Annotated in this window: 25 protein-coding genes; 4 read left to right on the top strand and 21 right to left on the bottom strand. The window is 33.1% G+C overall.

What is annotated here, in order from left to right; translation table 11 throughout:
* Nucleotides 1-131 precede the first annotated feature (131 nt).
* The 4 genes from PHH50_02555 to PHH50_02570 form a co-directional block, all read right to left on the bottom strand.
* On the bottom strand, nucleotides 132-665 hold the full coding sequence (locus PHH50_02555) for a Gmad2 immunoglobulin-like domain-containing protein (protein ID MDD3729173.1): 534 nt from the start codon (nucleotides 663-665) through the stop codon (nucleotides 132-134).
* Nucleotides 666-749: 84 nt separating this feature from the next.
* Nucleotides 750-1,931 (bottom strand): hypothetical protein, encoded by a 1,182-nt coding sequence (locus tag PHH50_02560; protein ID MDD3729174.1) that lies wholly within the window; start codon nucleotides 1,929-1,931, stop codon nucleotides 750-752.
* 108 nt (nucleotides 1,932-2,039) lie between these two features.
* Nucleotides 2,040-2,990: a DUF5671 domain-containing protein gene (locus tag PHH50_02565; protein MDD3729175.1), complete on the bottom strand. Its 951-nt coding sequence runs from the start codon at nucleotides 2,988-2,990 to the stop codon at nucleotides 2,040-2,042.
* A 26-nt stretch (nucleotides 2,991-3,016) separates the two neighbouring features.
* Nucleotides 3,017-3,544, bottom strand: coding sequence for an NAD(P)H-dependent oxidoreductase (locus PHH50_02570; GenBank protein MDD3729176.1), 528 nt, complete (start codon nucleotides 3,542-3,544; stop codon nucleotides 3,017-3,019).
* Nucleotides 3,545-3,729: 185 nt separating this feature from the next.
* Here PHH50_02570 and PHH50_02575 point away from each other — a divergent pair, with 185 nt between their 5' ends.
* Complete coding sequence (locus tag PHH50_02575) at nucleotides 3,730-4,611, top strand: serine hydrolase (GenBank protein ID MDD3729177.1); 882 nt, start codon at nucleotides 3,730-3,732, stop codon at nucleotides 4,609-4,611.
* 97 nt (nucleotides 4,612-4,708) lie between these two features.
* Here the strand turns inward: PHH50_02575 and PHH50_02580 are convergent, their stop codons facing one another.
* Nucleotides 4,709-5,011, bottom strand: a complete 303-nt coding sequence (locus tag PHH50_02580) for a hypothetical protein (GenBank protein MDD3729178.1) — start codon at nucleotides 5,009-5,011, stop codon at nucleotides 4,709-4,711.
* Between the two features lie 143 nt (nucleotides 5,012-5,154).
* Nucleotides 5,155-5,583 (bottom strand): hypothetical protein, encoded by a 429-nt coding sequence (locus tag PHH50_02585; protein ID MDD3729179.1) that lies wholly within the window; start codon nucleotides 5,581-5,583, stop codon nucleotides 5,155-5,157.
* Between the two features lie 172 nt (nucleotides 5,584-5,755).
* On the opposite strand from PHH50_02585, the gene PHH50_02590 reads away from it, so the two are divergent.
* Complete coding sequence (locus tag PHH50_02590; GenBank protein ID MDD3729180.1) at nucleotides 5,756-7,657, top strand: glycosyltransferase family 39 protein; 1,902 nt, start codon at nucleotides 5,756-5,758, stop codon at nucleotides 7,655-7,657.
* Here PHH50_02590 and PHH50_02595 read toward each other — a convergent pair.
* The 5 genes from PHH50_02595 to PHH50_02615 all read right to left on the bottom strand — a co-directional run bounded on the left by PHH50_02595 (nucleotide 7,608) and on the right by PHH50_02615 (nucleotide 14,083).
* Entirely contained in the window at nucleotides 7,608-8,600 is a 993-nt protein-coding gene (locus PHH50_02595; protein MDD3729181.1) for a glycosyltransferase, read from the bottom strand. The two genes, PHH50_02590 and PHH50_02595, sit on opposite strands and share 50 nt — an antisense overlap.
* Before the next feature lie 13 nt (nucleotides 8,601-8,613).
* Nucleotides 8,614-9,588, bottom strand: coding sequence for a glycosyltransferase (locus PHH50_02600; GenBank protein ID MDD3729182.1), 975 nt, complete (start codon nucleotides 9,586-9,588; stop codon nucleotides 8,614-8,616).
* Nucleotides 9,585-11,339 carry a glycosyltransferase gene (locus PHH50_02605; protein ID MDD3729183.1) on the bottom strand — a complete coding sequence of 585 codons (1,755 nt, stop codon included), beginning with the start codon at nucleotides 11,337-11,339 and terminating at the stop codon, nucleotides 9,585-9,587. The genes PHH50_02600 and PHH50_02605 overlap by 4 nt, the downstream gene beginning before the upstream one ends.
* Nucleotides 11,340-11,342: 3 nt before the next feature.
* Complete coding sequence (locus PHH50_02610; protein MDD3729184.1) at nucleotides 11,343-13,478, bottom strand: glycosyltransferase; 2,136 nt, start codon at nucleotides 13,476-13,478, stop codon at nucleotides 11,343-11,345.
* 128 nt (nucleotides 13,479-13,606) lie between these two features.
* A complete protein-coding gene (locus tag PHH50_02615; protein MDD3729185.1) occupies nucleotides 13,607-14,083 on the bottom strand; it encodes a tryptophan-rich sensory protein in 477 nt (158 codons plus the stop codon).
* Nucleotides 14,084-14,329: 246 nt separating this feature from the next.
* Here PHH50_02615 and PHH50_02620 point away from each other — a divergent pair, with 246 nt between their 5' ends.
* Together PHH50_02620 and typA are read left to right on the top strand one after the other, a co-directional pair.
* Nucleotides 14,330-15,610, top strand: coding sequence for a DEAD/DEAH box helicase (locus tag PHH50_02620; GenBank protein MDD3729186.1), 1,281 nt, complete (start codon nucleotides 14,330-14,332; stop codon nucleotides 15,608-15,610).
* Nucleotides 15,611-15,613: 3 nt separating this feature from the next.
* Nucleotides 15,614-17,383 (top strand): translational GTPase TypA, encoded by a 1,770-nt coding sequence (gene typA / locus PHH50_02625; protein MDD3729187.1) that lies wholly within the window; start codon nucleotides 15,614-15,616, stop codon nucleotides 17,381-17,383.
* 56 nt (nucleotides 17,384-17,439) lie between these two features.
* Here the strand turns inward: typA and PHH50_02630 are convergent, their stop codons facing one another.
* From PHH50_02630 to PHH50_02675, 10 genes are all read right to left on the bottom strand, one after another.
* Entirely contained in the window at nucleotides 17,440-17,712 is a 273-nt protein-coding gene (locus PHH50_02630) for a hypothetical protein (GenBank protein ID MDD3729188.1), read from the bottom strand.
* A gap of 101 nt (nucleotides 17,713-17,813) precedes the next feature.
* Complete coding sequence (locus PHH50_02635) at nucleotides 17,814-18,008, bottom strand: PspC domain-containing protein (GenBank protein MDD3729189.1); 195 nt, start codon at nucleotides 18,006-18,008, stop codon at nucleotides 17,814-17,816.
* Between the two features lie 74 nt (nucleotides 18,009-18,082).
* A complete protein-coding gene (locus tag PHH50_02640) occupies nucleotides 18,083-18,358 on the bottom strand; it encodes a DUF134 domain-containing protein (protein MDD3729190.1) in 276 nt (91 codons plus the stop codon).
* A 93-nt stretch (nucleotides 18,359-18,451) separates the two neighbouring features.
* Nucleotides 18,452-18,676, bottom strand: a complete 225-nt coding sequence (locus PHH50_02645) for a DUF5320 domain-containing protein (GenBank protein ID MDD3729191.1) — start codon at nucleotides 18,674-18,676, stop codon at nucleotides 18,452-18,454.
* 251 nt (nucleotides 18,677-18,927) lie between these two features.
* Nucleotides 18,928-19,254, bottom strand: a complete 327-nt coding sequence (locus PHH50_02650) for a YbjQ family protein (GenBank protein ID MDD3729192.1) — start codon at nucleotides 19,252-19,254, stop codon at nucleotides 18,928-18,930.
* Between the two features lie 23 nt (nucleotides 19,255-19,277).
* A complete protein-coding gene (locus PHH50_02655) occupies nucleotides 19,278-19,475 on the bottom strand; it encodes a hypothetical protein (protein ID MDD3729193.1) in 198 nt (65 codons plus the stop codon).
* 32 nt (nucleotides 19,476-19,507) lie between these two features.
* A complete protein-coding gene (locus PHH50_02660) occupies nucleotides 19,508-19,984 on the bottom strand; it encodes a hypothetical protein (GenBank protein MDD3729194.1) in 477 nt (158 codons plus the stop codon).
* A gap of 144 nt (nucleotides 19,985-20,128) precedes the next feature.
* On the bottom strand, nucleotides 20,129-20,377 hold the full coding sequence (locus PHH50_02665) for a hypothetical protein (protein ID MDD3729195.1): 249 nt from the start codon (nucleotides 20,375-20,377) through the stop codon (nucleotides 20,129-20,131).
* A gap of 53 nt (nucleotides 20,378-20,430) precedes the next feature.
* Nucleotides 20,431-20,805: a hypothetical protein gene (locus tag PHH50_02670; protein MDD3729196.1), complete on the bottom strand. Its 375-nt coding sequence runs from the start codon at nucleotides 20,803-20,805 to the stop codon at nucleotides 20,431-20,433.
* A complete protein-coding gene (locus PHH50_02675; GenBank protein MDD3729197.1) occupies nucleotides 20,762-21,499 on the bottom strand; it encodes a winged helix-turn-helix domain-containing protein in 738 nt (245 codons plus the stop codon). The genes PHH50_02670 and PHH50_02675 overlap by 44 nt, the downstream gene beginning before the upstream one ends.

Genomic DNA, 21,499 nt, shown 5'->3' on the forward strand with positions numbered 1-21,499 from the left:
TTACTGTCTTTTTCATCATTTTTTGTTTTTAATTTTTCAATCTGACCTTTATCTATATTGGTAAATCTATTGAGAATGATTACTAATTAGATAGTATTATTAATATAGAAAATTGTCAAGAACTAAAAAAATTAAAATCTAACCGGGATTACTAATTCATCGTCATATTCCTTAAGTCCTGAAGGATTGTCTTTTAAAAAAACCAATTCCCCTTTTTGACTTTCAGGTTTTTCAAACACAATTTCCGCCTCAAAAGGAACAAAGTTTTCAGTCATCCAGTCACTCTTTGCTGTAGCAATAGCATAAGAAATAACTTCTCCTTTTTCGTCTTTCAGATAAATTGGAAAACTGGCTTCAAAAAACCAAAAACCCCGCGCTTCTCCGCTGATAAAAAGAGGACTTTCGATTTTATCGTTTGGACGAGGATTATTTACAAATATCAAATCAAGTTTTTCTTTTTCATTTCCAATATCTTCTGCAAAAAAAGAGTTATTATAGCTGCACTGTCTGGGATAAGTTTCAATAACAGGATATCCCGCAAGAACGCACTCTTCAAAATTGGAAATCAATTTTTCTTCTTTTTTAACAAAAAAGAAAAAATAGGCAAAAAATAATACCGATAAAAATAAGACAATTGAAATTATCATTAATACTTTTTTCTTCATATTTTCATAATAGCAAAATATTTAAAAAAATAAAAACCCCTTGATATTATCTCAGGGTTTTGTGAATATTTTAAAATCTTTAATCTAATCTATTGCCGGAACCCAAGACGGGTCCAGATTTTGAAAGGATTTTCTATCTTGATAAAGCGCCCTTCCAATTGTCGCTCTATCAACCTGATTAAGAGGGACTCCCGCCCCTATCTTTGCCCAAACATACGGGACAGGAAACCTTAGAGCGTGGCCGCCCATAATAATCTCCGTAAGAATATCCCCATCTCCCTGAGGAACAAAAACGTCACAAATATTATCCGAGCCAATCATGACAGGAACCCCTCTTTTGCACAATTCAAGCATCCTTGCTATTGAGTTGTGAACGGGAGCATTAATTGGCCGCAGTTGTCTCATTGAAATTGCCGCCGTGGGACAAATAATTATTCCAATATTAAGCTCCAAAAGCCCGTCAACAAGTTTTCCAAATCTCTCTTCAGAATATCCCGAAGGGGAAATTGAATGTATCGCCCAAATTGCAGGGCCCTTATGATCGGAAATCTGGGGCTGATCAAGCCACTTTAATCCCTCAATAAGAGTTTCTGTCCCGACCTCATTTGGGTCATTGGCCTGGTCAAGATGAATATGAACCTCTTTTTTAAGTTCGCATCCAAGCTCAATAACTCTTCTTAAATGATTCCTAAATCCGATTTTTCCGTCTCTTTCTCTTGGGTCAAGATAATCATCTTTTTCGGGCAAAGCGGAAATAAAGTTAGCCATTTTTGCCCCTTCAACAAACATTTCCCACCTTCCGGTTCCTTCTTTAAATCCGAAAATAGGATTGGGGGCAATCTCAATTTCAATAAGGTCTCTGAATTGCTCTTTTAACTCCAGGGCAACTCTAAGAGCAAGAAATCCATCCTCGCCAATGTCGCTTGCAACATCAATGCAAGTGCAAAGACGAGTCGTCCCATAATCAATAAGACGGTTTAAAGTATTTGCCATTCTTTCTCTCAGGTTATCCTTTGTATAAGCAAGGCCTCTGTGAAGGTCGCCCGTCAAGTTCTGCTTAACGGCAAGAGGTAAAAAACTGGCTTCAATCGGAGTAGTATTGATATGTTCTAAATATTCTTGCAATAAAGTATCCGCCCTATCAAGATGGGCATGGGCATTGCAAAACCCACCCAGCTTTTGAACGGATTCAAGCAACAATTTTGCATAAGGAGACAAAAACCTTTCAATAACTATAGATTTTTTTAAAGGTGCTTTTTTTCTCATTCCTTGTCCTTTCTTTCAAAAGAAATGATGTTCCTCTGAAAACTTACTCCTTTTTCCCCTTTTTGTCAACAAAAAAAGGTGGCATAATAGCCACCTTTTTTTACGTAATTAAGGAATCTTCCTTCCGTCAGGGGTAAGAGAAGGATATATTTCTTTATCTATTGTTCTGATAAAGCATTCCCTTCCCGGTCCATGGGAAAAAGACCAGTTATAGTCGTAAAAATAAACCATAAACTCCTCTTCATCAGAGGCCAAATTAAATTCTGCACACAGCTCAAAAGAATCTTCTCCTTTTATAAAGTATTCATATGGCTTGTCGTTTTGAGTGTCTTTTGGAACTCTGTATCCGCTTATCAAATCTTCAAGTTCAACTAAATCTTCAGGCAAGCGCTCTTTTTTTTGAAAAAAAGAAACAATCTGCCACTGTATACCATTAAGGTCTTCTATTTTCTGACGGTCAAACCGGCTTAATCTTTCTTTCTGAGGAGACCCGGCCAAAAAGAATCCTCCAATAACCATAAGAAAAAAAATAAAAATAACTCCCGCTGCCCAATATTTTCTTTCAGAAGAACTTATTTTTTCCTTTGTATCCCTGCCATAATAAGTAAAAATCAATCCGATAACAACAAGAAGAGAAAGCGACTTAAGCATAAACCTAAGGGTTATTTCTCCGTTTAAAAACCAAAGAACAGCTGTTACAAGATTAAAAACAACAACAATTGCCCCAATAAAAAGAGTAAAGTAAACAAGCCATTTTTTAATCTTCATTTTTTCAACTGCCGGATTGTTCTTATAGCTTTTTTGAAGAAGCCATGAAGAAAGAAAGAATACCGGGAAAATAATGATTATTGAGGATAAAGAGAATCTGATTATCTCTTTGTTTACAAAAGAAGATACTGCTCTGGAAAGCAAATCAGGAGCCAAAAAGTTTATATACTGAAAAAGCAAAACAATAAGGTTAACCGTAAACAAATAAAGCATTATTATCGTAAAAATATGCAGAAAAAAATGCTTTGGCGTAATTTCTCTTTTTTCATTTTCTAAATTTTTGTTTTCCATATAAATATTGTTATTTTTTATAAGTTTTAAAAGCTTAATTTTTCAGCATATCCCATAAGTTCACTGAGAAAAACTTCTGATTTTTGATGATATGTTTCGTCTTTAATATTCCCCTTTTCATCGAATAATTTCCCGATGTTTGAAAAATAAACGGATTCTCTTATCGGCAACATATGAAATTCAATTGCAACTTGCCTTAACTGTTCAACTGCCCTGATTCCGCCGAAAGCTCCGATAGAAACTCCGCAAAATCCAATTGGCTTTTTAGCATACTCTTTATAAAGCATATCCATCATTATCTTAAGCTCTCCCGGATATCCATGGTTATATTCCGGAGAAACAATAATAAGAGCATTTGATTTTTTTACTCTTTCTGCAAATTTCTTAGATTCAGAAGATTCTCCTGTTCCGTCTGTAAACCTTAATCCATAATCCTTAACGTCTATAATCTCGCTTTCAATTCCTTTTTCTAAAACTTTTTTAAGCATAAAATCCGCCGCCTTTTCAGATCTGCGGCCTTCTCTTCCGGTTCCGAGTATAACAGGGATATACATGTTTTTTGAAATTAAAAAAGCTTAGTTATAAATCTTCTGCCGACAATAAGAAAAATGATAATTAAAACCGTTATTATAAATAATATCCTTTTCATTATGCCCTTCATTCTACCAGAGATTGTTTTTTATTTCAATATTTTATGCTAAAATGAATTTCCAAGGTAAAATATTTAATTTCAAATAAAATGAAAAAGAAAATACTTATAATCTTTCTTCTTTTGCTTTTTTCATTCTCTTTAAAGGCAAATGCAAGCAGCGTTTTAATTGAAGAAAAAAGATTTGAATTACTAAAGCAGATTGAATTTCTCCAAAAAGAAGTTCAACGGCTTATGCTTTTGATTTCCAAATACAATATAGAGAAGGAAATCAGCGCCCATTCCTATATTGTGATGGACATTTCAAACAATTCGATTATCCTTGGAAAAAATACAGACAAGTTATACCCTATTGCTTCTGTCACAAAATTAATGAATGCCGTAATTACCATTGAAAATATTAATACAACAAAAACAATAACCCTAACGGAAAAAATGCTTAAACCCTTAGGATACAGCCCTTCTCTTTTTCTAGGGCTTAACATAGATGTAAAAAACCTTCTTAAGGCGTCTCTCATACAATCAACAAACGATGCCGCCGAGGCCTTAACTTATTTCTTAGAAGAAGGGAAATTTTTAGAATTAATGAATAAAAAAGCAGAGGAGCTTGGAATGGACAATACCAAATTTTATGATTCGCACGGATTAAATCCCCTCAACCGCTCTACTTCTAAAGATCTTGTAAAACTCCTTTTATATATTCACAAGAACCATCCTGAAATACTGGAAATAGGAAAAGACGATAATTTCTGGCTCCCGGATAACACAGGAAGAATGCTTAAATTCAAAAACGTCAATAACTTTTACAATATTCCCGAATTTATAGGAGGAAAAACCGGATATCTCCCGGAAGCAAAACAAACATTGGCTTCTTTGTTTGATGTAAAAGAAAAACCGATTGCCATTGTTCTTCTTTATTCTGAAAATAGGCAAACGGACACTCTGAAAATCTTAAATTGGCTGAAAAAATAAATCAGGCGCCTGTCTTAAGTTTCCTTTCCAAGATATAATCTTGGCATAAGAAATATTAAAACAGGCGCCTTTTCCCTGGCGCAAAGCCGAGGTTTTTTCAATTAAGAGATTTTTTGAACTTCTCAAAGTAGACGATCTCATCCCACGAAAGCTCATTCCGTTTCTTCTTCCTTTCTACTCTTTCTATGGCAGCCTCAAGAACATAAGAGGGATATCTCCTCCTTATAACTTCAAGGCAATCCAAAATGGAATACCTGTTCTTAAATTGGGAAAGAAGATTCCTTATTTCTTTATTTGCAATCTTCCTTTTCCCTTCATCAAAAAGAAGCTTTTTTACTTCTTCCTCCTTTCTTTTTATCTCTTCAACGCGAGAAACCGTCTTTTTCTCTCTTTTTTTCATCTTAACCTCCTTTCTTTTTAAAAGAACAAAACTATTCTCCGCAAAGTTTATTTTAACATGGAATATATGGGAAATAAAGAAAAAAAGCCCCTGCCTGCCCAAAAAGGCAAACAGGGGATTCCGCCTAAGAAGGCAGACAGGAATTAGGGGCGCGGGACTGCGCCAATCATCATAATGCTCAGTCGGGGTTTATCTTCTTTTTCGGGCATGGAAACCACTTTCCAGCCCTTTCTGATTCTGATTCCGCTACCTTTTAAAGAGGAGCCCTCAAAACATCCTTTAACAGAGTTCCAAAAAAGCCCACTAAGAAGCTCGAAAAATTCATGGAGAAGCTCGTGCCTCTCAAGAAGAAGAAGAGTTTTCTGATCTACTTTTTTAAGAGAATGAATGCGTTTGCATTCTTCCTCTACAAAATTATAATAACTCTCCCTGACAACAAAGAATTTTTTAAGGTCATCGGGAAGAATCCCAAGGACCTCCTCGTTTTCTTCAACTTCGCCAAGATCCGGCGAAACAGAAGAGAGATCGACATTATCGATCTCATTTAAAACGTCCCTTAGCAAAATTTGCATTGCTAACTCCTTTTTCGACCTATCTATGCCAGCTACAAGCGGGTAAAGATTCGGTCGACCTTATATGTACTGCAGACAGTTTGCATTAAAAAAGAAATTTTGTCAATAGGTGCCATTTTATTTTTTTCTTTTTATGCTAAAATAATCGAATACTTGAATTTAAAAAATACATATGGCATTTCTGAAAAAATATTCCAAATATGTCTTTCTGACCGGTTTTTTTCTTCTTATAATCGGCTCACTCAATTTCCAGTTATTAAGAAACATAGTTTTCTTAAGGGCAATACAAAATTTAATATTGCTTTCTCAGGGATATATAATTACATTAACCGCATTATTTTGCTTTTTTTCTTTTTACCTTAATAGAAAAGAGCTGGAAGAAAAATCCCAGAGAAAAGAAGAAGAAAACAAAATCAACGAGGAAAGATTAGGAAAAGAGTTTTCTTTAAAATTCCCCCGATTAAACAAAGTCCCTTTTTTCGGAAATATTGGAAAATGGATTTATAAAGAAGATTGGCAAGGTATCGGACTTATTCTTGTTTTTTTTATTTTTCTCTTAACCCGGCTTTATTACAATGATTTTGTTAATGGATCAGACAATCATAATGTACTTGCAATAAAAAATGTTTACGAAAACGGAGTTTCTTTCTACAGATATCATAAAATTACCGATTTTTTCATGCTTAAAATGGTTCAACTTTTTGGATTCAATCTTTTCTCAATTAAAATTCCCTTTCTTTTTTATAGCTTTATTACCCTTATTTTTATTCACCTCACCGGACGGCTTATTTCAAAAAAAATAGGGCTTCTTTCCGCCTTTCTTTTTGCAATTTCTCCTTGGGCTATAATTCAATCAAGAATTACAAGAGATTACTCTTTTGACTTAATGATTGGGTCAATAGCTATATATTTTTCCATTTTGCTTTATAAAAAAATACAAGAAAATAATGATTTAAGTAAACGGTTAAAACATGTTATATCATTCTGTTTTATCCCTTTTGCTATTATACTCCTCTGGAAATACAATCGCGTTCAAGTGCTTACAACAGGAATTTATCCCTTTGCGGCGGCAATTTTTATATTCCCGGTTTTCTTTTTGCACAAGATAAAAGAGAATATAAGATATGTAAAAATCGCCTATTTTATCAATATCATTTCCGCAATAATCGCCATGGCTTATCTTATTGATATTTTTTCCTTTGAATTTGGATTAAGAAAACCTGACTATACTTTTTTAAAAATGCTCTTTGATCCGCTTATTGATTCTCCTTGGCAGTGGTTTTATGGGTCAAATATCGGAGTACAATTTTTAATATTCTTTTTTATTCTTGGCATTTTTCTTTTTAACAAAGATAAAAAAAGAAAAAACTGCATGTTTGTTCTTTTTTTCTCGCTGGCTCTCGGACTATTCTTCTTCATTTTCAAACATGAAAGCCATATCGATTATATTCCTTCAAGATACATATACTTTCTCTTCGTTCCGTATGTAATTATATTTTCAAACGCTATTTTAAATTTACTTAATATTTCAGGAAATAAAATTTTGAAAACAGCTATAATAATCGGACTTCTTCTTTTAGTAAACTATACTTCCTTGCTATATTCCATAAATCCTTCTATTGCCTATAAAAGAGAAGGAATATCCAATTTAAAGATAGATAATATAGGCATTGGCAGATTTTATACAAAAGAAGCGGCAAATTTTTTAGAAGAAATGGGAGTTAATAACGATACCGTGCTGGTTCTTGACGGAAGACACGAAGAATTTTCTATCTATTTGAACAGGCCAATGGACGATAAAAGAAAGGTAACAAGAAAAGAAAGAACGATTTGGGGATACAATGTGTCTAAAAACGTCTATATACAATCAAATTATTATAAATACTTTGAGCTTAAAAAGGCTGTTAAGGAACATGACAAAGGAATCTTTGTTTCAAGCGAAATATTCATTAAAGACGATTTAACTAATAAAAAAACATATCTTAGAGACGGCAATTTTTATCTCTACGATACTTCTTTCAAGTTTATAAAAAATATAGGAAAATATAGAATATATTCCTGGGTAAACGCCTGATTTTTCTTGCCAGATCAACAAGATAAATTCCGGCAAAAGAAATAATATAGTAAAATCCCGTTTTATTGAAAAAACCGTAATATCTGAAATATTTTCTGGATATTTTTCTTAATTGTTTGAAATTATTCGATCTAAAACTAGCTTCTGCTTCTGCTTCTAAAAAGGACTTGTCCGTTGTTTTTTCAATATCAATGGAGAGTATTTCCATTGGATCAAATTTATCATAACTGTCTTTGCCGTATTTAAGGCGCTCTTTGTAAAATTCTCTCGCTTTTTTGGCAAAGAGATTTTGTTTTCCGGCCTTACTTATGCAAATTGAATCCTCTCTTATCCTGTATTTTAAAAGAGGCAGAGAAATATTATCCAGCTTTTTCCCCTCAGAAATCAACCTTAGATATAAGTCATAATCTTCAACGTAATGCATCTTTTCTCTATAAAAGAGGTCTTTTTTATTTTTCATCATTATCGTAGGATGATAAATAAGATTGTTTTCCAGGATATTTTTCATAAGTTCATTCTTGGTAAAAACAGGTTTAAATATTCCAAAAACAGTCCCTTTTTCATCAATTCTTTTTGTTTCCGTCCCAACAAGAAAAATATCCCTGTTCTTTTTTAGAAAATCATATTGAATCTCAATTCTTTCCTTTTCCGATATGTCATCTCCATCCATTCTAGCTATATATTCCCCTCTTGCTTTATTTAGTCCGATATTCAATGATTTGGTTATTCCGAGATTTTCCTTATTATCCAAAAGAACAATACGGCTGTCTTTCTTTTCATAATTTTTGATAATTTCAAGAGAATTGTCGGTTGATCCGTCATTTATTATTACAAATTCAAAATCATAAAAGGTCTGGTTTAAAACAGATTCTATCGCTTCGGAAAGGAATGTTTCAACATTGTAAACCGGCATTATTATTGATATTTTGGGGTTGTTTTTCATTTAAATATTTTAACTAGAAAATATTTTTGATAAGCCGATAAAAAAAAGTTCTCCTTATTAAGTTAATAAAAGAAACGCCAAGAAGAGAAATAATATAGTAAAAAATAATTCTATTTAAAAATCCATATTGTCTGAAGTATTCTCTACAGAGTTTTCTTCCTTTTTCAAAATTATTAAACTTGAAGCTTATCCTCATTTGGGCAATAAGAGCTGACTTGTCCGTTGTTTTTTCAATATCAATGGAAAGTATTTCCATTGGATCAAATTTATCATAACTGTCTTTGCCGTATTTGAGGCGCTCTTTGTAAAATTCTCTCGCTTTTTTAGCAAAGAGATTTTGTTTTCCAACGTCTCTTCCTGAAATAGAATTCCTTCTTATTCTATATTTTACCAAAGGATAAGGAACATTTGTTATTTTTTTTCCGAAAGAAAGAAGCATTAAAAAAAGATCATAATCCTGGGCATATTTCATTTTTTCCCTGTAAAAAATATTTTCATTTCTAAACATTATTGAAGAATGACGAAGACAATTTTCTTTAAGAAGCTTATTTCTTATCTTTTCTTTATCAGTTAAAGGATTAAAAATTGAAATCAGCTTTTTGTTTTCGTCAATTTCTCTTGATCCGGCCCCAACAAGAAAAATATCCCTGTTCTTTTTTAGAAAATCATATTGAATCTCAATTCTTTCCTTTTCCGATATGTCATCTCCATCCATTCTAGCTATATATTCCCCTCTTGCTTTATTTAGTCCGATATTCAATGATTTGGTTATTCCGAGATTTTCCTTATTATCCAAAAGAACAATACGGCTGTCTTTCTTTTCATAATTTTTGATAATTTCAAGAGAATTGTCGGTTGATCCGTCATTTATTATTACAAATTCAAAATCATAAAAGGTCTGGTTTAAAACAGATTCTATCGCTTCGGAAAGGAATGTTTCAACATTGTAAACCGGCATTATTATTGATATTTTGGGATTGTTTTTCATTTATTTTCATTCAAAAAATTAGCTAGTCCTTCTCTTGAAGGCTTTTTAAAATCACCATAAATCTTATCAAGATTAAAAGCAGAAATTATTTTTTTGCATTTTTTTATTTCTTCATCTGGAATTCTTTCTTGCCACTTACAAAGTAATCTTTCTTTCCTTATATTTTTTTCACTTGAAGTTTGAGAAGGTTTTTTTAAAACCGAGAGAACATTTTTTTTATATTCAATATTCAAGTAGTAAAATAACCTTCTTATTTCTTTTTCCGGGTTGAAAATATATTCTTCGTAAAAAGTTATGAGTTCTTTTTTCGGAGTTTCTTTTATAAGAACATAGTTTCTAACACACCACCAAAGCATATTTTTTTCATATTCGCTTCCTTTTGTATAAACATTGTAAATTAATTCTTTCTGTTTTTTAAAATAATCTTCAATCAATTCATTGCTTTTAACAAAGCCGTATTGCCAGTTATTATTTATCTGGGAATCAATAACGGCAAAAGGATTTCTTATTAATGTTACTATTGAAACCTGCGGGAAATTTTTCTTTATATAGCCAACCATGAAATGGGAGCTTATATCTTTTATAATCCTTTTTCTTGAAAATAATTTTTTATTGAATTTGTTTACCTGAAAAGATTGAATTCTACCCGATAATATTTTCTCTATTATTTTATGTTTCTTTTGATCATATTGCCCAGGTCTTAAATATGAGCCATGCTTTCCAGAAAACATTTCCTTTTCAAGTTTAAACGGCTCAAACAGGTACCTGAAACTATTTTGATAGTTTATGATATTTGAAATTATAGTCGTTCCGCTTCTTCCTGAACCAATAAGCAAAGTGGTATTTTTAAGGTCAGTATTTAGGTTAAAACAAAAATACCTTGAAATTCTTAAATTTTTCAGGTCAATGCTTCTTTTCCAGAAATCTTTCCAATATTGAATTATTTCTTTATCTTCTATTCTTTTTTCTTTTTTTAAAAAACTGCCGAAATAACCTAAGAAATAGACGATACCTCCGATTAAAAAAGGTTTCTTTGTAAAAGACCTCTGAATAGAAACAGCAATAGTATGAAGCCATCCTGCGCCTAAAATGTATCTGCTTTTACCAAACATAAAGATTCTTTTTGGTTTTCTCAGCGTATTTTTTTTATGGAAGACTCTGATTTTTTCCAAAGAGAGAAGTTTATATCCCCTGTTTTTTATTTTTATATTAGAAACAGTGTCAGGAGACGGAGTTTCCTTTAAAAAATCTATCTCCTTCAGAGCAGAAATATTATACAACCTTGCTCCTCCGGCTGGCATTTCTCCTTTATTAAAAAGTTTCCATCCTTTGTTTGTTTTTTCATATATTCCTCCACTGATTATTCCAAAAGATTTGTCTTTTTGAAAAACTGAAATCAGTTTTTCAAAATAATCAGGTTCAACTTCAATGTCAGAATCCAAAATTCCAAGATATCTTATTTCTGAATTAAAAATATTGTTTTCTTTGCAATAATCTATTCCTTCTTTTATTACCTTGCCATACCCAAGCCAATTATAATCTTTGTTGATTTTTTTTGAAATTATCTTCACAAAAGAAAAATCTTTTGTTTTATTAATAATAATTTTAAGCGAGTTGTCTTTTGAATCATCGTTTATTATAATCCAAAGCTTCGGCTTTACGGTTTGATTTAATACAGAATCAATAACATCGGCAATATGCCTTTCTTCGTCTTTTACCGGAGTTATTAGTATATAATTTTCATTTTTCATATTTTATTTTGCCTCCACAATTCTAAGACGCCATAAAATCTTTCCAAAATAAACAACCAAAGGCATAAAAGGAGGATATAATAGAAAAATTGACAATATAAAATATCTTGCTTTTTTAGTAGCTGGAACATTTTTGGTTTTACCGGCCATTATAAGCCCTTTTCGCGCTTCTTTATAATTTTTTCCCAAAATATTATAAATTCCCACCTGACAATACAAAGTAAAAAAAAGCTTGTTTTTTAAAGATTCTTCCTCTATGCCATAATCGCCCCTATTCAATTTGAATATCATTTCGTTAAGACCGCCCACTCTTGCTTTTGGATCAGACGATAATCTTGGCTCTTTTGAACTTTTATATATTTTAACAAGCACATCTTTAATTAATACAATGTTGTTTTTTTTAAGATATCTTAAAATAAGATCTGTATCTTCAAAAGCTTTTAAACGCTCGTCAAACATGTATTCCAAAAAAACATCTCTTTTTATAAGGGTTGAAATGGTAGAATAAGAAAGAAATTTTTCGATAAAACTATTGAAACTCAAAGTAATCTTTTCCTTTTTTATTTTATTTTTGATATAGAAAAAATTATCTCTCATCTGAATTTCATTGCAAATTGAAAAATCACTTTTATATTGAAGAGCCTTTGATAAATGACGCTCAATTTTTTCCGGCAAATATTCGTCATCGCTATCTAAAAAAGACAAATAATCTCCTTTTGCTTTTAAAACGCCAAGGTTTCTTGCTGCCGATGCCCCTTTGTTTTTTTGGTAAAAATATTTTATCTTCCCCTTTTTAACTTTCTTGCTAAAATTTTTAACAATTTCAGCGGTTTTATCCGTAGAACCGTCATCAATAACAATAATTTCCGTATTCTCATATGTCTGATTAGCTGCCGAAGAAAGCGCTCTTTTAATTGTTTTTTCACGGTTAAAAACAGGAATAACAATACTGACTAAAATCCTTTTCTTTTTTAAATTTAAAAAAAGCAAACTCTGCGATTTATTTTCATTTTTTAATTGAATATCTTTTAAAACGCTCTCATAAAGTTGAATATACTTTGTAATTTGCTTTTTTGCGGTAAATTTTTGTATATCTTTCAAATTATTTTCCGAAATTCTTTTTACTTCTTTAGGATTAGATCTTAAATAAGTGACAATTTTTTCTATTTTTTCAAAATCGCCGGGAAGGAAAAAATAACCGTTCCTTTTTTCTTTTATTATCTCCCGCATTCCAGGAATATCGGAAACAAGAATAACAAGCCCCCTTGCCATTGCCTCAAGAATTACCATCGGAAAAGCTTCCGTATATGAGGGCAGAATAAGAATGTCATTGTCATCATAGGTGTTTTTAATTTCCTCTCTTCCTAAAATGCCAAGATATGAAAGATTCTTATTGTCTTGATTTATCGGTTTTCCTTCTCCCGCAAAAGAGAGGAGTATTTTAGTTTTATTTGAAATTTTAATCAAATCTTTAAATCCTTTTTCCCTGGTCAATCGACCGACAAACAAAAACTTTAAATTCTTTTTTAGACGCCTTTTCTTTAAAGAAATAAAATTTTCGTTTAAAAAATTCGGTATTACGACGTTTTTCGAACTATTTTTTATCTTTTTGGGAAGAAAATTACATATTTTCTCTTTTTGGGAAGAAGTTAAAAAAATGTTTTTTGTCGAGAAAGGAACAAATAGTGAATAAAGGATACGAAGCCTTAAATATTCCACCGGCCATCCAATCTTTTTAAAAAGAAAATAATTTGTTTCAATAAAATTTCCGTGATACGTTGTAACCGTTTTTTTCTTCATTATTACCGATAAGAAAAAAGGGAAAAGTTCCCATATTTTAATGGGATTGAAATGAACAATTTCCGCTTCCTTTATGTACTTTATAAGAGAAAAAAGACTCTTTGGCCCTATTATGCAAAGGCCGGGCAAAATCCTCTTTATCCCCAGACAAATTTCATTATCAATCCCCTTCTTTTCTTTCAAATCTCCTTTTTTAAAAAGGGTTATAATTTTAACCTCGTAATCCAAATGAGAAAGCAGCGTTTCAATATATGTAGAAACGCCTCCATGACGGAAAAGAAGAGAGTGAAAAGAAATTAAAAGAATTTTCCTCTTTTTGCGCTTTATATCGCTTTTCATTGTAAATTTTGTTCTATTGTTAGAAGAAAAATATCTAAATATCAATTTTCACTATATCACAAAAAAGAGATTTTAACATCCCGATTAAGTTTTTGGTAATTCTATAACCTATTTAAGAATTAAAATATTTAGTTAAGAAGCCAAATAGAATAATTGAGATAAGCTGCAAAGCTTATCCAGAGAATATATGGAATCAAGAGCCAAAATGCCAATCTGGAAATTTTAGCAAAAGAAAGAATCGTTGCAAGAACGGCAAACCAAAGAGCGATAATTCCAAAAAAAGCGGCAAAAATATCCTTAAAGCCAAAAAAGAAAACGGACCAAAGAATGTTTAAAAAAAGCTGAAAAAGAAAAACCTTTAATGCAGTCCTTACTTCCTTTTTTTCCAATCCTTTCTGCCAAACTAAAAACATGGCAATTCCCATAAAAATGTATAAAATCGTCCAAACAGGGCCAAAAACAAAGTCAGGCGGATTAAGAGCGGACTTGTTAAGATAAATATACCAATTAGAAATAGCTGAAACAGTGAATATAGAACCAATTGCTCCCGCAAGACCCGAAAGGCCGAGAGAAACCAATAATTTAAAAAAAAGATTATTTTTCATTTTTTTTGTTTATTTTATTTTCCTTTCTTATTCTATCATAAAAGAAAAATTTTAAAAAGCTACTCTTATATTTCTTAATTAGAATGATGCGGTAACACATATATTTGTTCCCCCTTATTGACGTAATTTATTATTCGTGTTACTATCATAAACTATTAAAATCTTGCTTTGCAAGATTAAAGGACTCGAATCTTTTTGTGTCATATTAAAGGCCCATTACAGAAATCGGGTTATAATAATAAAAATATGACACATTCAAAGCCGGCTAGTTTTACTTTTGATAATCTTGGAATTGACCCAAGGATTCTTTTAATTTTGAAAAAAAATGCATTTCTTTCTCCTACTCCCATTCAATATCAATGTATTCCTCAAATATTAAACGGAAAAGATATTGTTGGGATTGCCCAAACGGGAACGGGAAAAACTCTTGCCTTTGCATTACCTATAATACAGGCATTAGAAAAAAACAAAGGACAGGCCCTTATTCTTGTTCCAACCAGGGAACTTGCTATTCAAGCGGACGAGATGATTTACAAAATAGGAAGAAATCTGGAAATCAGAACAGCAATTATTATTGGAGGAACTTCAATGGACAGACAAATCAGAGACATCAGGAGAAATCCCCATATTATTATCGCCACTCCCGGACGATTGCTTGATCACCTTAAAAGAAAGATTTTTGACCTTAGAAATATAAAAACTGTCGTTCTCGATGAAGCCGACAGAATGTTTGATATAGGATTTCTTCCAGATATAAAACATATCTTAAGCATGGCTCCAGTAAACCGCCAAACTCTTCTTTTTTCAGCAACAATATCCCCCGCTATTGCAAATATAGCTTCCAATTTTATGAAAACTCCCGTACGCATTGAAGTCGCTCCTTCAGGAACCGTTGCATCGGGAGTAAAGCAAGAACTCTTTATTCTCAGAAAAGAAGAAAAGATTTCTCTTTTAAAAAAAATACTTGAAGACAATCCCGGAACTATTCTTGTTTTTTCCAGAACAAAGTACGGAACCAAAAAAATTGCCAAATCTCTTATTGCCATGGGCTACAGCGCATCGGAAATACATTCTGACAGATCATTGTTTCAGCGCAAAGAAGCAATGGCTGGCTTTAAATCAGGGAAATACAGAGTACTTATTGCAACCGATATTGCCGCAAGAGGAATTGACGTTTCTCATATCTCCATTGTTGTAAATTTTGATCTTCCTGACAATTCAGAAGATTATGTTCACAGAATAGGACGAACGGGAAGAGCCGGTTCCATAGGCCGGGCAATTTCCTTTGCCACCTCAAACCAGCGCAACAGCATAAGACAAATAGAACGCCTGATAAAAAAGCCTATTTCTGTTTCGGCTTTGCCAAAGCTTCCAAAATTTGAAAACATCGCCATAGATATTCCATATTCTGACAAAAAAAAGGAAGAGAGAAATAATAAAAGAACGTTCAGTTATAATAATAGAAACAGATATGGCAAGCAAAATAAAAATAAACGCCATTTTTCATATGGCCGTGGCAGAAATTAAATCATGAATCTAAGAAATATTGCAATTATAGCCCATGTCGACCACGGAAAAACTACGCTAGTAGATGCGCTTCTCCATAAGGCAAATACAAAACTTTCCAAGGACCTGTCAAAAACAGAATTGATTATGGATTCAAACGATTTGGAGAAAGAACGGGGAATCACAATTTTTTCTAAAAATGCTTCAGTAATCTGGAAAGATACGAAAATTAACATTATAGATACTCCCGGCCATGCTGATTTCGGAGGAGAAGTAGAAAGAGTACTGTCTATGACAGACGGATGTTTGCTTCTTGTAGACGCAAAAGAAGGCCCCATGCCTCAAACTCGCTTTGTTCTTAAAAAAGCTCTCTCTTTAAATCTGCGAATTATCGTTATTATAAACAAAATAGATAAAAGCGGAGCAAACCCAGACAAGGCGGTCAACAAAACATTTGATTTGTTTGTAGAACTGGGAGCAAATGAAAAACTTCTTGATTTTCCCATCCTTTACGCAAGCGGAAAAATGGGAAAAGCGGGCAAAGAAGCAGATTTAAATAAGATGGAGGATATAAGTCCTGTTTTTGAAACCATTTTGGAAGAAATTCCAGCCCCTTCAGGAAAAGCGGAAAAGCCCTTTCAAATGCTTGTCACTTCCCTTATGCAGGATAAATTTAAAGGAAAAATTGGCATCGGTAGAATTTATAACGGAACAGTTAAAAACGGACAAGAAATAACATACATTGACCGTTCTCAAAATCAATCAAGAGCAAAATTAAGCTCGCTTATGACTTTTATAGGACTAGAAAGGCAAGAAATTGAAATTGCAAAAGCCGGAGATATTATAGCAATAGCCGGAATCCCGGAAATTACAATAGGTGAAACCATAGCAGATAAAGAAAATCCTATCGCTTTGCCTGTTTTGGATATAGACAGGCCTACCGTAAAAATGCAATTTTTAATAAACAATTCACCCTTTTCCGGAAAAGAAGGAGATTACACTACTTCCCGCCAAATTAGAGAGCGCCTATACAAAGAACTGCAAACCGACGTTGCTCTTCGTGTTGAAGACGCAAAAAACGATACATGGATTGTTTCCGGAAGAGGAGAACTTCACCTTGCAATTCTTATTGAGAGAATGCGCCGGGAAGGATATGAATTGCAAGTAGGACGTCCTCAGGTAATTACAAAAGAAGAAAACGGAAAAACTCTCGTCCCTTATGAATGGGTTACAATTGAAGTTCCGGAGAAATACTCGGGAGCCGTTATTGAAAAGCTCGGAAAAAGAAACGGTATTATGCAGCAGATGAACACGGAAAAAGGAATTGTCTATATGGAATTTTCCATTCCCACAAGAGGACTGCTTGGATATAGAAATGAATTTTTAACGGATACAAAAGGATTGGGAATTATTCATAATGTTTTTTATCAGTACGATCTAGATGCCCAAAATTGGCGAAAGCGCGAGCAGGGATCTTTGGTTTCAACCGAAAGCGGGCAAACAAAACTTTACGGGCTTACGAATATTCAAAAAAGAGGAGTTTTATTCATTGGCCCGGGAATAAATGTTTATAAAGGCCAGGTAATAGGGCAGCATTCGCGAAAAGAAGACCTTTTTGTTAATCCTTGCAAGGCAAAGAATCTTAGCAATATGCGCTCTAAAGGAGAAGGAACTACTGAACATTTTAATACGCCAAACACTATGGACCTTGAAGCGTCTCTCCAATATATAGGAGATGACGAGCTTGTCGAAGTAACTCCCAAATCAGTTCGTATCCGAAAAATAGCGCTATAGAAAAATACAAAAACCCCTTGATCTTATCGCGGGGTTTAATAGATTTTATCAAAAAACTAGAGACGAATAGTAATTTCTTTGTCTTTCCCTCTTTTTTTGCTTCTTGATTTTTTTTTGAGCAGAATATCGTTCTTGCAAAAAAGACAGCGCCTATATTTATTTTCAAAAATTAAAATTTTCTCTGAATTTGTAAATACTTCAAAAGTCCTAATTGTTGTTTTCCACCTTGAGCCGCAATTCCTGCATTTTCTAACCGGATCAAAAAAAGAAAAAAATAAAGAAAGAAAAAGAATTAAAATAACAGACAAAAAAACAAGGTCAATAATCATCTTTGGCTTTCCTTTGGGACATTGTTGCAAGGAACTGTCGTGAATATATCAAAAATAAATAAAAAGTCAAAGAGAAACTCTTTAAATGAAAATTGCCTATTTTAAGAAACCGGTTTTTTAGGAACAACAAAACAAGCGACTATATAACCTATAATAAAAGGAAAAATTCCCGTTGAAAAACAGATAAAAACAGCAATTAATCTTAAAATTACAGGATCAACATCAAAATATTCCCCCATTCCTCCGAATATTCCGGCAAAAATCTTATTATTTTCGCTTCTATAAATTTTTTTCATATTTTTTAAATTAACTCTTCTTAGTTTATATTATTAAAACAAACTCTGTCAAGAAAGATTTTTATTTTATTTTTTTATTTTATGATCTTAATTGCTTTGCCCTCCACAAGGGCTTTTGTTACTTTTTTATAAGCCAAAGATAGAATTCTTTGGAAAGTACTCTGAGAAGTGTTCATTTTTTTAGCAGCTTCAACTTGATCAAGTCCCTCTATATTCTTCAATCTTAAGGTCTCCGCTTCTTCAAAGGTCAGTTCAATAATTTCCAAATTCCTCATCGGAACCCCCTGGGGCTTGAAATAAGTTATATTCGGATTAAATTTAATTTTTCTAAAAATTTTAGGCCTTCCCATAATAATTGAAATTATTCAAAATTAATGATATGGTATATAGCAAAGAAGGTCTCCCGGCTTTCTCAAGAGAGAAAGCCGGGCTCTCGCCTTCTTTTATTTTTGGTCCTCTAACTCGGTTAAGCGCTCCTTAATCGCTTTTAATTCTTCTGCTAAAGTTTCCGCTTCTTCTTTCAACATTCCTGCTTCTTCTTTTTTAGTATAAAATCTCCTATATCCTGATCCTCTGCCTCTGCCATAACACATTCCAGAACAAGGACCAAAGCCCCTGCCAGTACCAGGACCATACCCAAAAGGGCCGGTTGCATCAAATTTTGGCATGTTTTTATTATTAATTACTTTCTAAATAAAGGAGACGACCTTTATAATTATTTCTCCTTCATTATGAGTATATACCCATAATAATATCTTGTCAAGTGCATATTTGCTATTTTAAAAATAAGAGCTGTCTTTTTTTAAAAGCCCTTTTTAAACCAATTAAGAATTTTTAAATATGCAAATGCGGGCATTAACATATCCAAGTATATCTTTAGTGTTCTCTGCTGTGCCGATATATCAATGGGAAATTTCTCTCATTTATTAATCTTTACCGCAGTCCCATATGCCAGCATTTCAGAAGCTCCTGCCATCACCATGGAAGTTGCAAATCTGACACCAATAATAGCATCAGCTTCCATGTCCAGCGCTTCGTTCACCATTCTATTATATGCCTCGTCTCTGGCGTTTTTTGTCATTTCAGTATACGTTTTTACTTCTCCTCCTATTATATTTCTAATACCCGCCCCAATATCCCTGCCAATATTCCTGGCTCTTACCGTACTGCCTTTGACAACCCCAAGAACTTTTATAATCTCTTTTCCAGGAATATCGTTTCCTGTAGTAATAGTTATGTTTTTCATATTGTATTTTAATAATTAATATACTACTTCTTTTTTATTTCCTCAATTTTATCTTCTTCTTTATTAAAGAAAATAGCAAGAGCTATAATAAAGAAGAAAATTCCAATAATAATGGCAAAATAATCAATTTTGGGACTATTTGCAAATCCAAGGAAAATAATAAAACAGATTGATAAAATTATAAAGCTACTACTTGTTATTACCCTGCTAAATTTATTCATTGGATTATTTAAAATTAAATCTTAATGAAATTCTAATTGAATATTAAAGATACTAAATAACCAACATAATAGGTTATAACCACAACAATTATTGCAATAAATAAATGTTCTGCAGTCGCTTTCCATGGATTCATATTTTGCTTTTTTGCAAACTGAAAGCTAAAAATTCCTATCATTAACATTCCAAAAACTATGCTTATTACAACTGCCCAAAAAAGATCAAAAATTAAAACCGGAACAACAAATATTAAAGAAAAGAAAAATTTAAATAAAAAAGCAAAAACCGTTGATTCCCATATTTCTTTTGTACTATGGCTAGATTCAAACTCCTCAGAAATATGAATTCCTAAAGCATCTGAAAAAGCATCAGCTACGGCTATTGTTAATATTCCTCCGATAACCGCCAATTTAAGATTTGTTCCTGAATAAAGCCCAACCATTAACCCAACAGTAGTTATAATTCCAGAGGTTAATCCGAATCCCAATCCCTTTCTAAAAGATTCTTTAATCATGTTTTCCATTCTATCAAAAAACCACGCTAATTAAAAGGTGGTTTTTATTTGATTCATACAATTTGGCTCCTCTCACCGAGCATTATTATAACAATGGAAGATTATGAATATATTACAGGATTAAAAGACAAATAAGAGAGATTAATAATCTAATTTAATTTCTAATTTTTCTGCAACTTGACGAATCCATTTTTCATGACGATTAAGTTGACTATTCATGGCCGAATATTCCATAGTCAAATCACTAATTCCTTTAACTAATTTATCAACAGAAAGAGATAGTCCTTGTATAGCTTCTCTTAAATCAACAATATCTTTTTTTATCTCTATAACATCTTCCTTCGTAGCAAGAACTTCTAAAAGTTTTTGAATGTCCTCATTTGTAAGCATAATTTTACTTATTTATCTTATCTGTTTCTATTATAGCCCGTTAAGGCAAAGTGTCAATTTTGGCTCCGAACGCTGAACGAAATCCGAACTTTTTTCCGCGAAAATCCGAACGCAGAATTTTGACGCTTCGCCCCGCCGCCGCTCGCTGACGCTCGTTCCGACAAAGAAAAGTTTTGTTCACGATTTTTTATTTGGGCGCGCCCGATTTTTTCTTCTAAAAGGAAAACAAAACTTTTCTTTGGCGGTCTGCTCTTAATGAGCAGGGCGGCGGGGCTTCGCTTTGGCTCGGGCGAGGCGGAATTCCCCCCACACCCCCCTTCCGCCTCGCCCTCGCTTTGGACGCCGACAGAATTTGTGCCAGCGTTAGCTGGCGCGCCGCAGAAATTATTTAATAAGATTCCAGTTATCGAGGAAATATCCCATTTCATGATCCATATTGCCGAGATATACCTTTTCGTCTCTAAATTTGATATTTACGCGATAGCGTTTGCCATGTCCGACTTCTAAAATCGCTTTTTCGTGGACTTTTCTTTCCATTTCGTGAAATGGCAAAATTAAAAAATGATTTTTCTTTTCGCCATGTAAGACGAAAATATAAAATACATTGCCGTTGCTATGGCGTTCAAAAGAAACTTTGCGGATATCAAAAACATAAGTGTCAAAACGATTGAGGTTTGATGTTTTGACTTGTATGCCAAACAGCTGATTATCTTTGACCGCCACAATATCCATACCGACATCCACGCTCATTATGCTGGCATTAAAGCCACGAAAAAGCAGTTCGGAGCAAACAAGATGTTCTCCGCCCTTGCCGGTAAACCCACCTTCAATCACAATTTTTTCTTCTTCCGCTTTTTCGGCTTCTCTAATTTTAGGCGTTTCTTTGATTTCTTTCTTGTTTGGATTGAGCACAAAAGTTCCGGGCGCGGTTCTTACAAAATCTGAGCCTTCTCCTTTGTTTTTGATATCCACCACAATTTGCGCATTCATTGTCGCTTCCGGTGTTGCGCCTTCCGTTTCCAATATGCCAGATTCCAAAGCCAGCCGTGTGATTTCGGAATAGTGCAACGGCTTTTTTGCCTTTTTCAATATTTCAATCGCAGATTGTTTGAAAGTGTTCAT

The sequence above is a fragment of the Candidatus Paceibacterota bacterium genome (genome assembly GCA_028697015.1).
Lineage (GTDB): Bacteria > Patescibacteriota > Minisyncoccia > Minisyncoccales > GWA2-38-27 > JAQVFW01.

What these genes read in the sequence shown, in the direction of transcription:
- PHH50_02600 (MDD3729182.1), bottom strand. Translation starts at nt 9,588, where the DNA reads ATGAAAAACAATCCCAAAATATCAATAATAATGCCGGTTTACAATGTT.
- PHH50_02665 (MDD3729195.1), bottom strand. Translation starts at nt 20,377, where the DNA reads ATGCTTACAAATGAGGACATTCAAAAACTTTTAGAAGTTCTTGCTACG.
- PHH50_02590 (MDD3729180.1), top strand. Translation starts at nt 5,756, where the DNA reads ATGGCATTTCTGAAAAAATATTCCAAATATGTCTTTCTGACCGGTTTT.
- PHH50_02610 (MDD3729184.1), bottom strand. Translation starts at nt 13,478, where the DNA reads ATGAAAAGCGATATAAAGCGCAAAAAGAGGAAAATTCTTTTAATTTCT.
- PHH50_02645 (MDD3729191.1), bottom strand. Translation starts at nt 18,676, where the DNA reads ATGCCAAAATTTGATGCAACCGGCCCTTTTGGGTATGGTCCTGGTACT.
- PHH50_02570 (MDD3729176.1), bottom strand. Translation starts at nt 3,544, where the DNA reads ATGTATATCCCTGTTATACTCGGAACCGGAAGAGAAGGCCGCAGATCT.
- PHH50_02670 (MDD3729196.1), bottom strand. Translation starts at nt 20,805, where the DNA reads ATGAAATGGGATATTTCCTCGATAACTGGAATCTTATTAAATAATTTC.
- PHH50_02655 (MDD3729193.1), bottom strand. Translation starts at nt 19,475, where the DNA reads ATGAATAAATTTAGCAGGGTAATAACAAGTAGTAGCTTTATAATTTTA.
- PHH50_02630 (MDD3729188.1), bottom strand. Translation starts at nt 17,712, where the DNA reads ATGATTATTGACCTTGTTTTTTTGTCTGTTATTTTAATTCTTTTTCTT.
- PHH50_02595 (MDD3729181.1), bottom strand. Translation starts at nt 8,600, where the DNA reads ATGAAAAACAACCCCAAAATATCAATAATAATGCCGGTTTACAATGTT.
- PHH50_02650 (MDD3729192.1), bottom strand. Translation starts at nt 19,254, where the DNA reads ATGAAAAACATAACTATTACTACAGGAAACGATATTCCTGGAAAAGAG.
- PHH50_02620 (MDD3729186.1), top strand. Translation starts at nt 14,330, where the DNA reads ATGACACATTCAAAGCCGGCTAGTTTTACTTTTGATAATCTTGGAATT.
- PHH50_02560 (MDD3729174.1), bottom strand. Translation starts at nt 1,931, where the DNA reads ATGAGAAAAAAAGCACCTTTAAAAAAATCTATAGTTATTGAAAGGTTT.
- PHH50_02635 (MDD3729189.1), bottom strand. Translation starts at nt 18,008, where the DNA reads ATGAAAAAAATTTATAGAAGCGAAAATAATAAGATTTTTGCCGGAATA.
- PHH50_02580 (MDD3729178.1), bottom strand. Translation starts at nt 5,011, where the DNA reads ATGAAAAAAAGAGAGAAAAAGACGGTTTCTCGCGTTGAAGAGATAAAA.
- PHH50_02565 (MDD3729175.1), bottom strand. Translation starts at nt 2,990, where the DNA reads ATGGAAAACAAAAATTTAGAAAATGAAAAAAGAGAAATTACGCCAAAG.
- typA (MDD3729187.1), top strand. Translation starts at nt 15,614, where the DNA reads ATGAATCTAAGAAATATTGCAATTATAGCCCATGTCGACCACGGAAAA.
- PHH50_02605 (MDD3729183.1), bottom strand. Translation starts at nt 11,339, where the DNA reads ATGAAAAATGAAAATTATATACTAATAACTCCGGTAAAAGACGAAGAA.
- PHH50_02615 (MDD3729185.1), bottom strand. Translation starts at nt 14,083, where the DNA reads ATGAAAAATAATCTTTTTTTTAAATTATTGGTTTCTCTCGGCCTTTCG.
- PHH50_02640 (MDD3729190.1), bottom strand. Translation starts at nt 18,358, where the DNA reads ATGGGAAGGCCTAAAATTTTTAGAAAAATTAAATTTAATCCGAATATA.
- PHH50_02575 (MDD3729177.1), top strand. Translation starts at nt 3,730, where the DNA reads ATGAAAAAGAAAATACTTATAATCTTTCTTCTTTTGCTTTTTTCATTC.
- PHH50_02585 (MDD3729179.1), bottom strand. Translation starts at nt 5,583, where the DNA reads ATGCAAATTTTGCTAAGGGACGTTTTAAATGAGATCGATAATGTCGAT.
- PHH50_02675 (MDD3729197.1), bottom strand. Translation starts at nt 21,499, where the DNA reads ATGAACACTTTCAAACAATCTGCGATTGAAATATTGAAAAAGGCAAAA.
- PHH50_02555 (MDD3729173.1), bottom strand. Translation starts at nt 665, where the DNA reads ATGAAGAAAAAAGTATTAATGATAATTTCAATTGTCTTATTTTTATCG.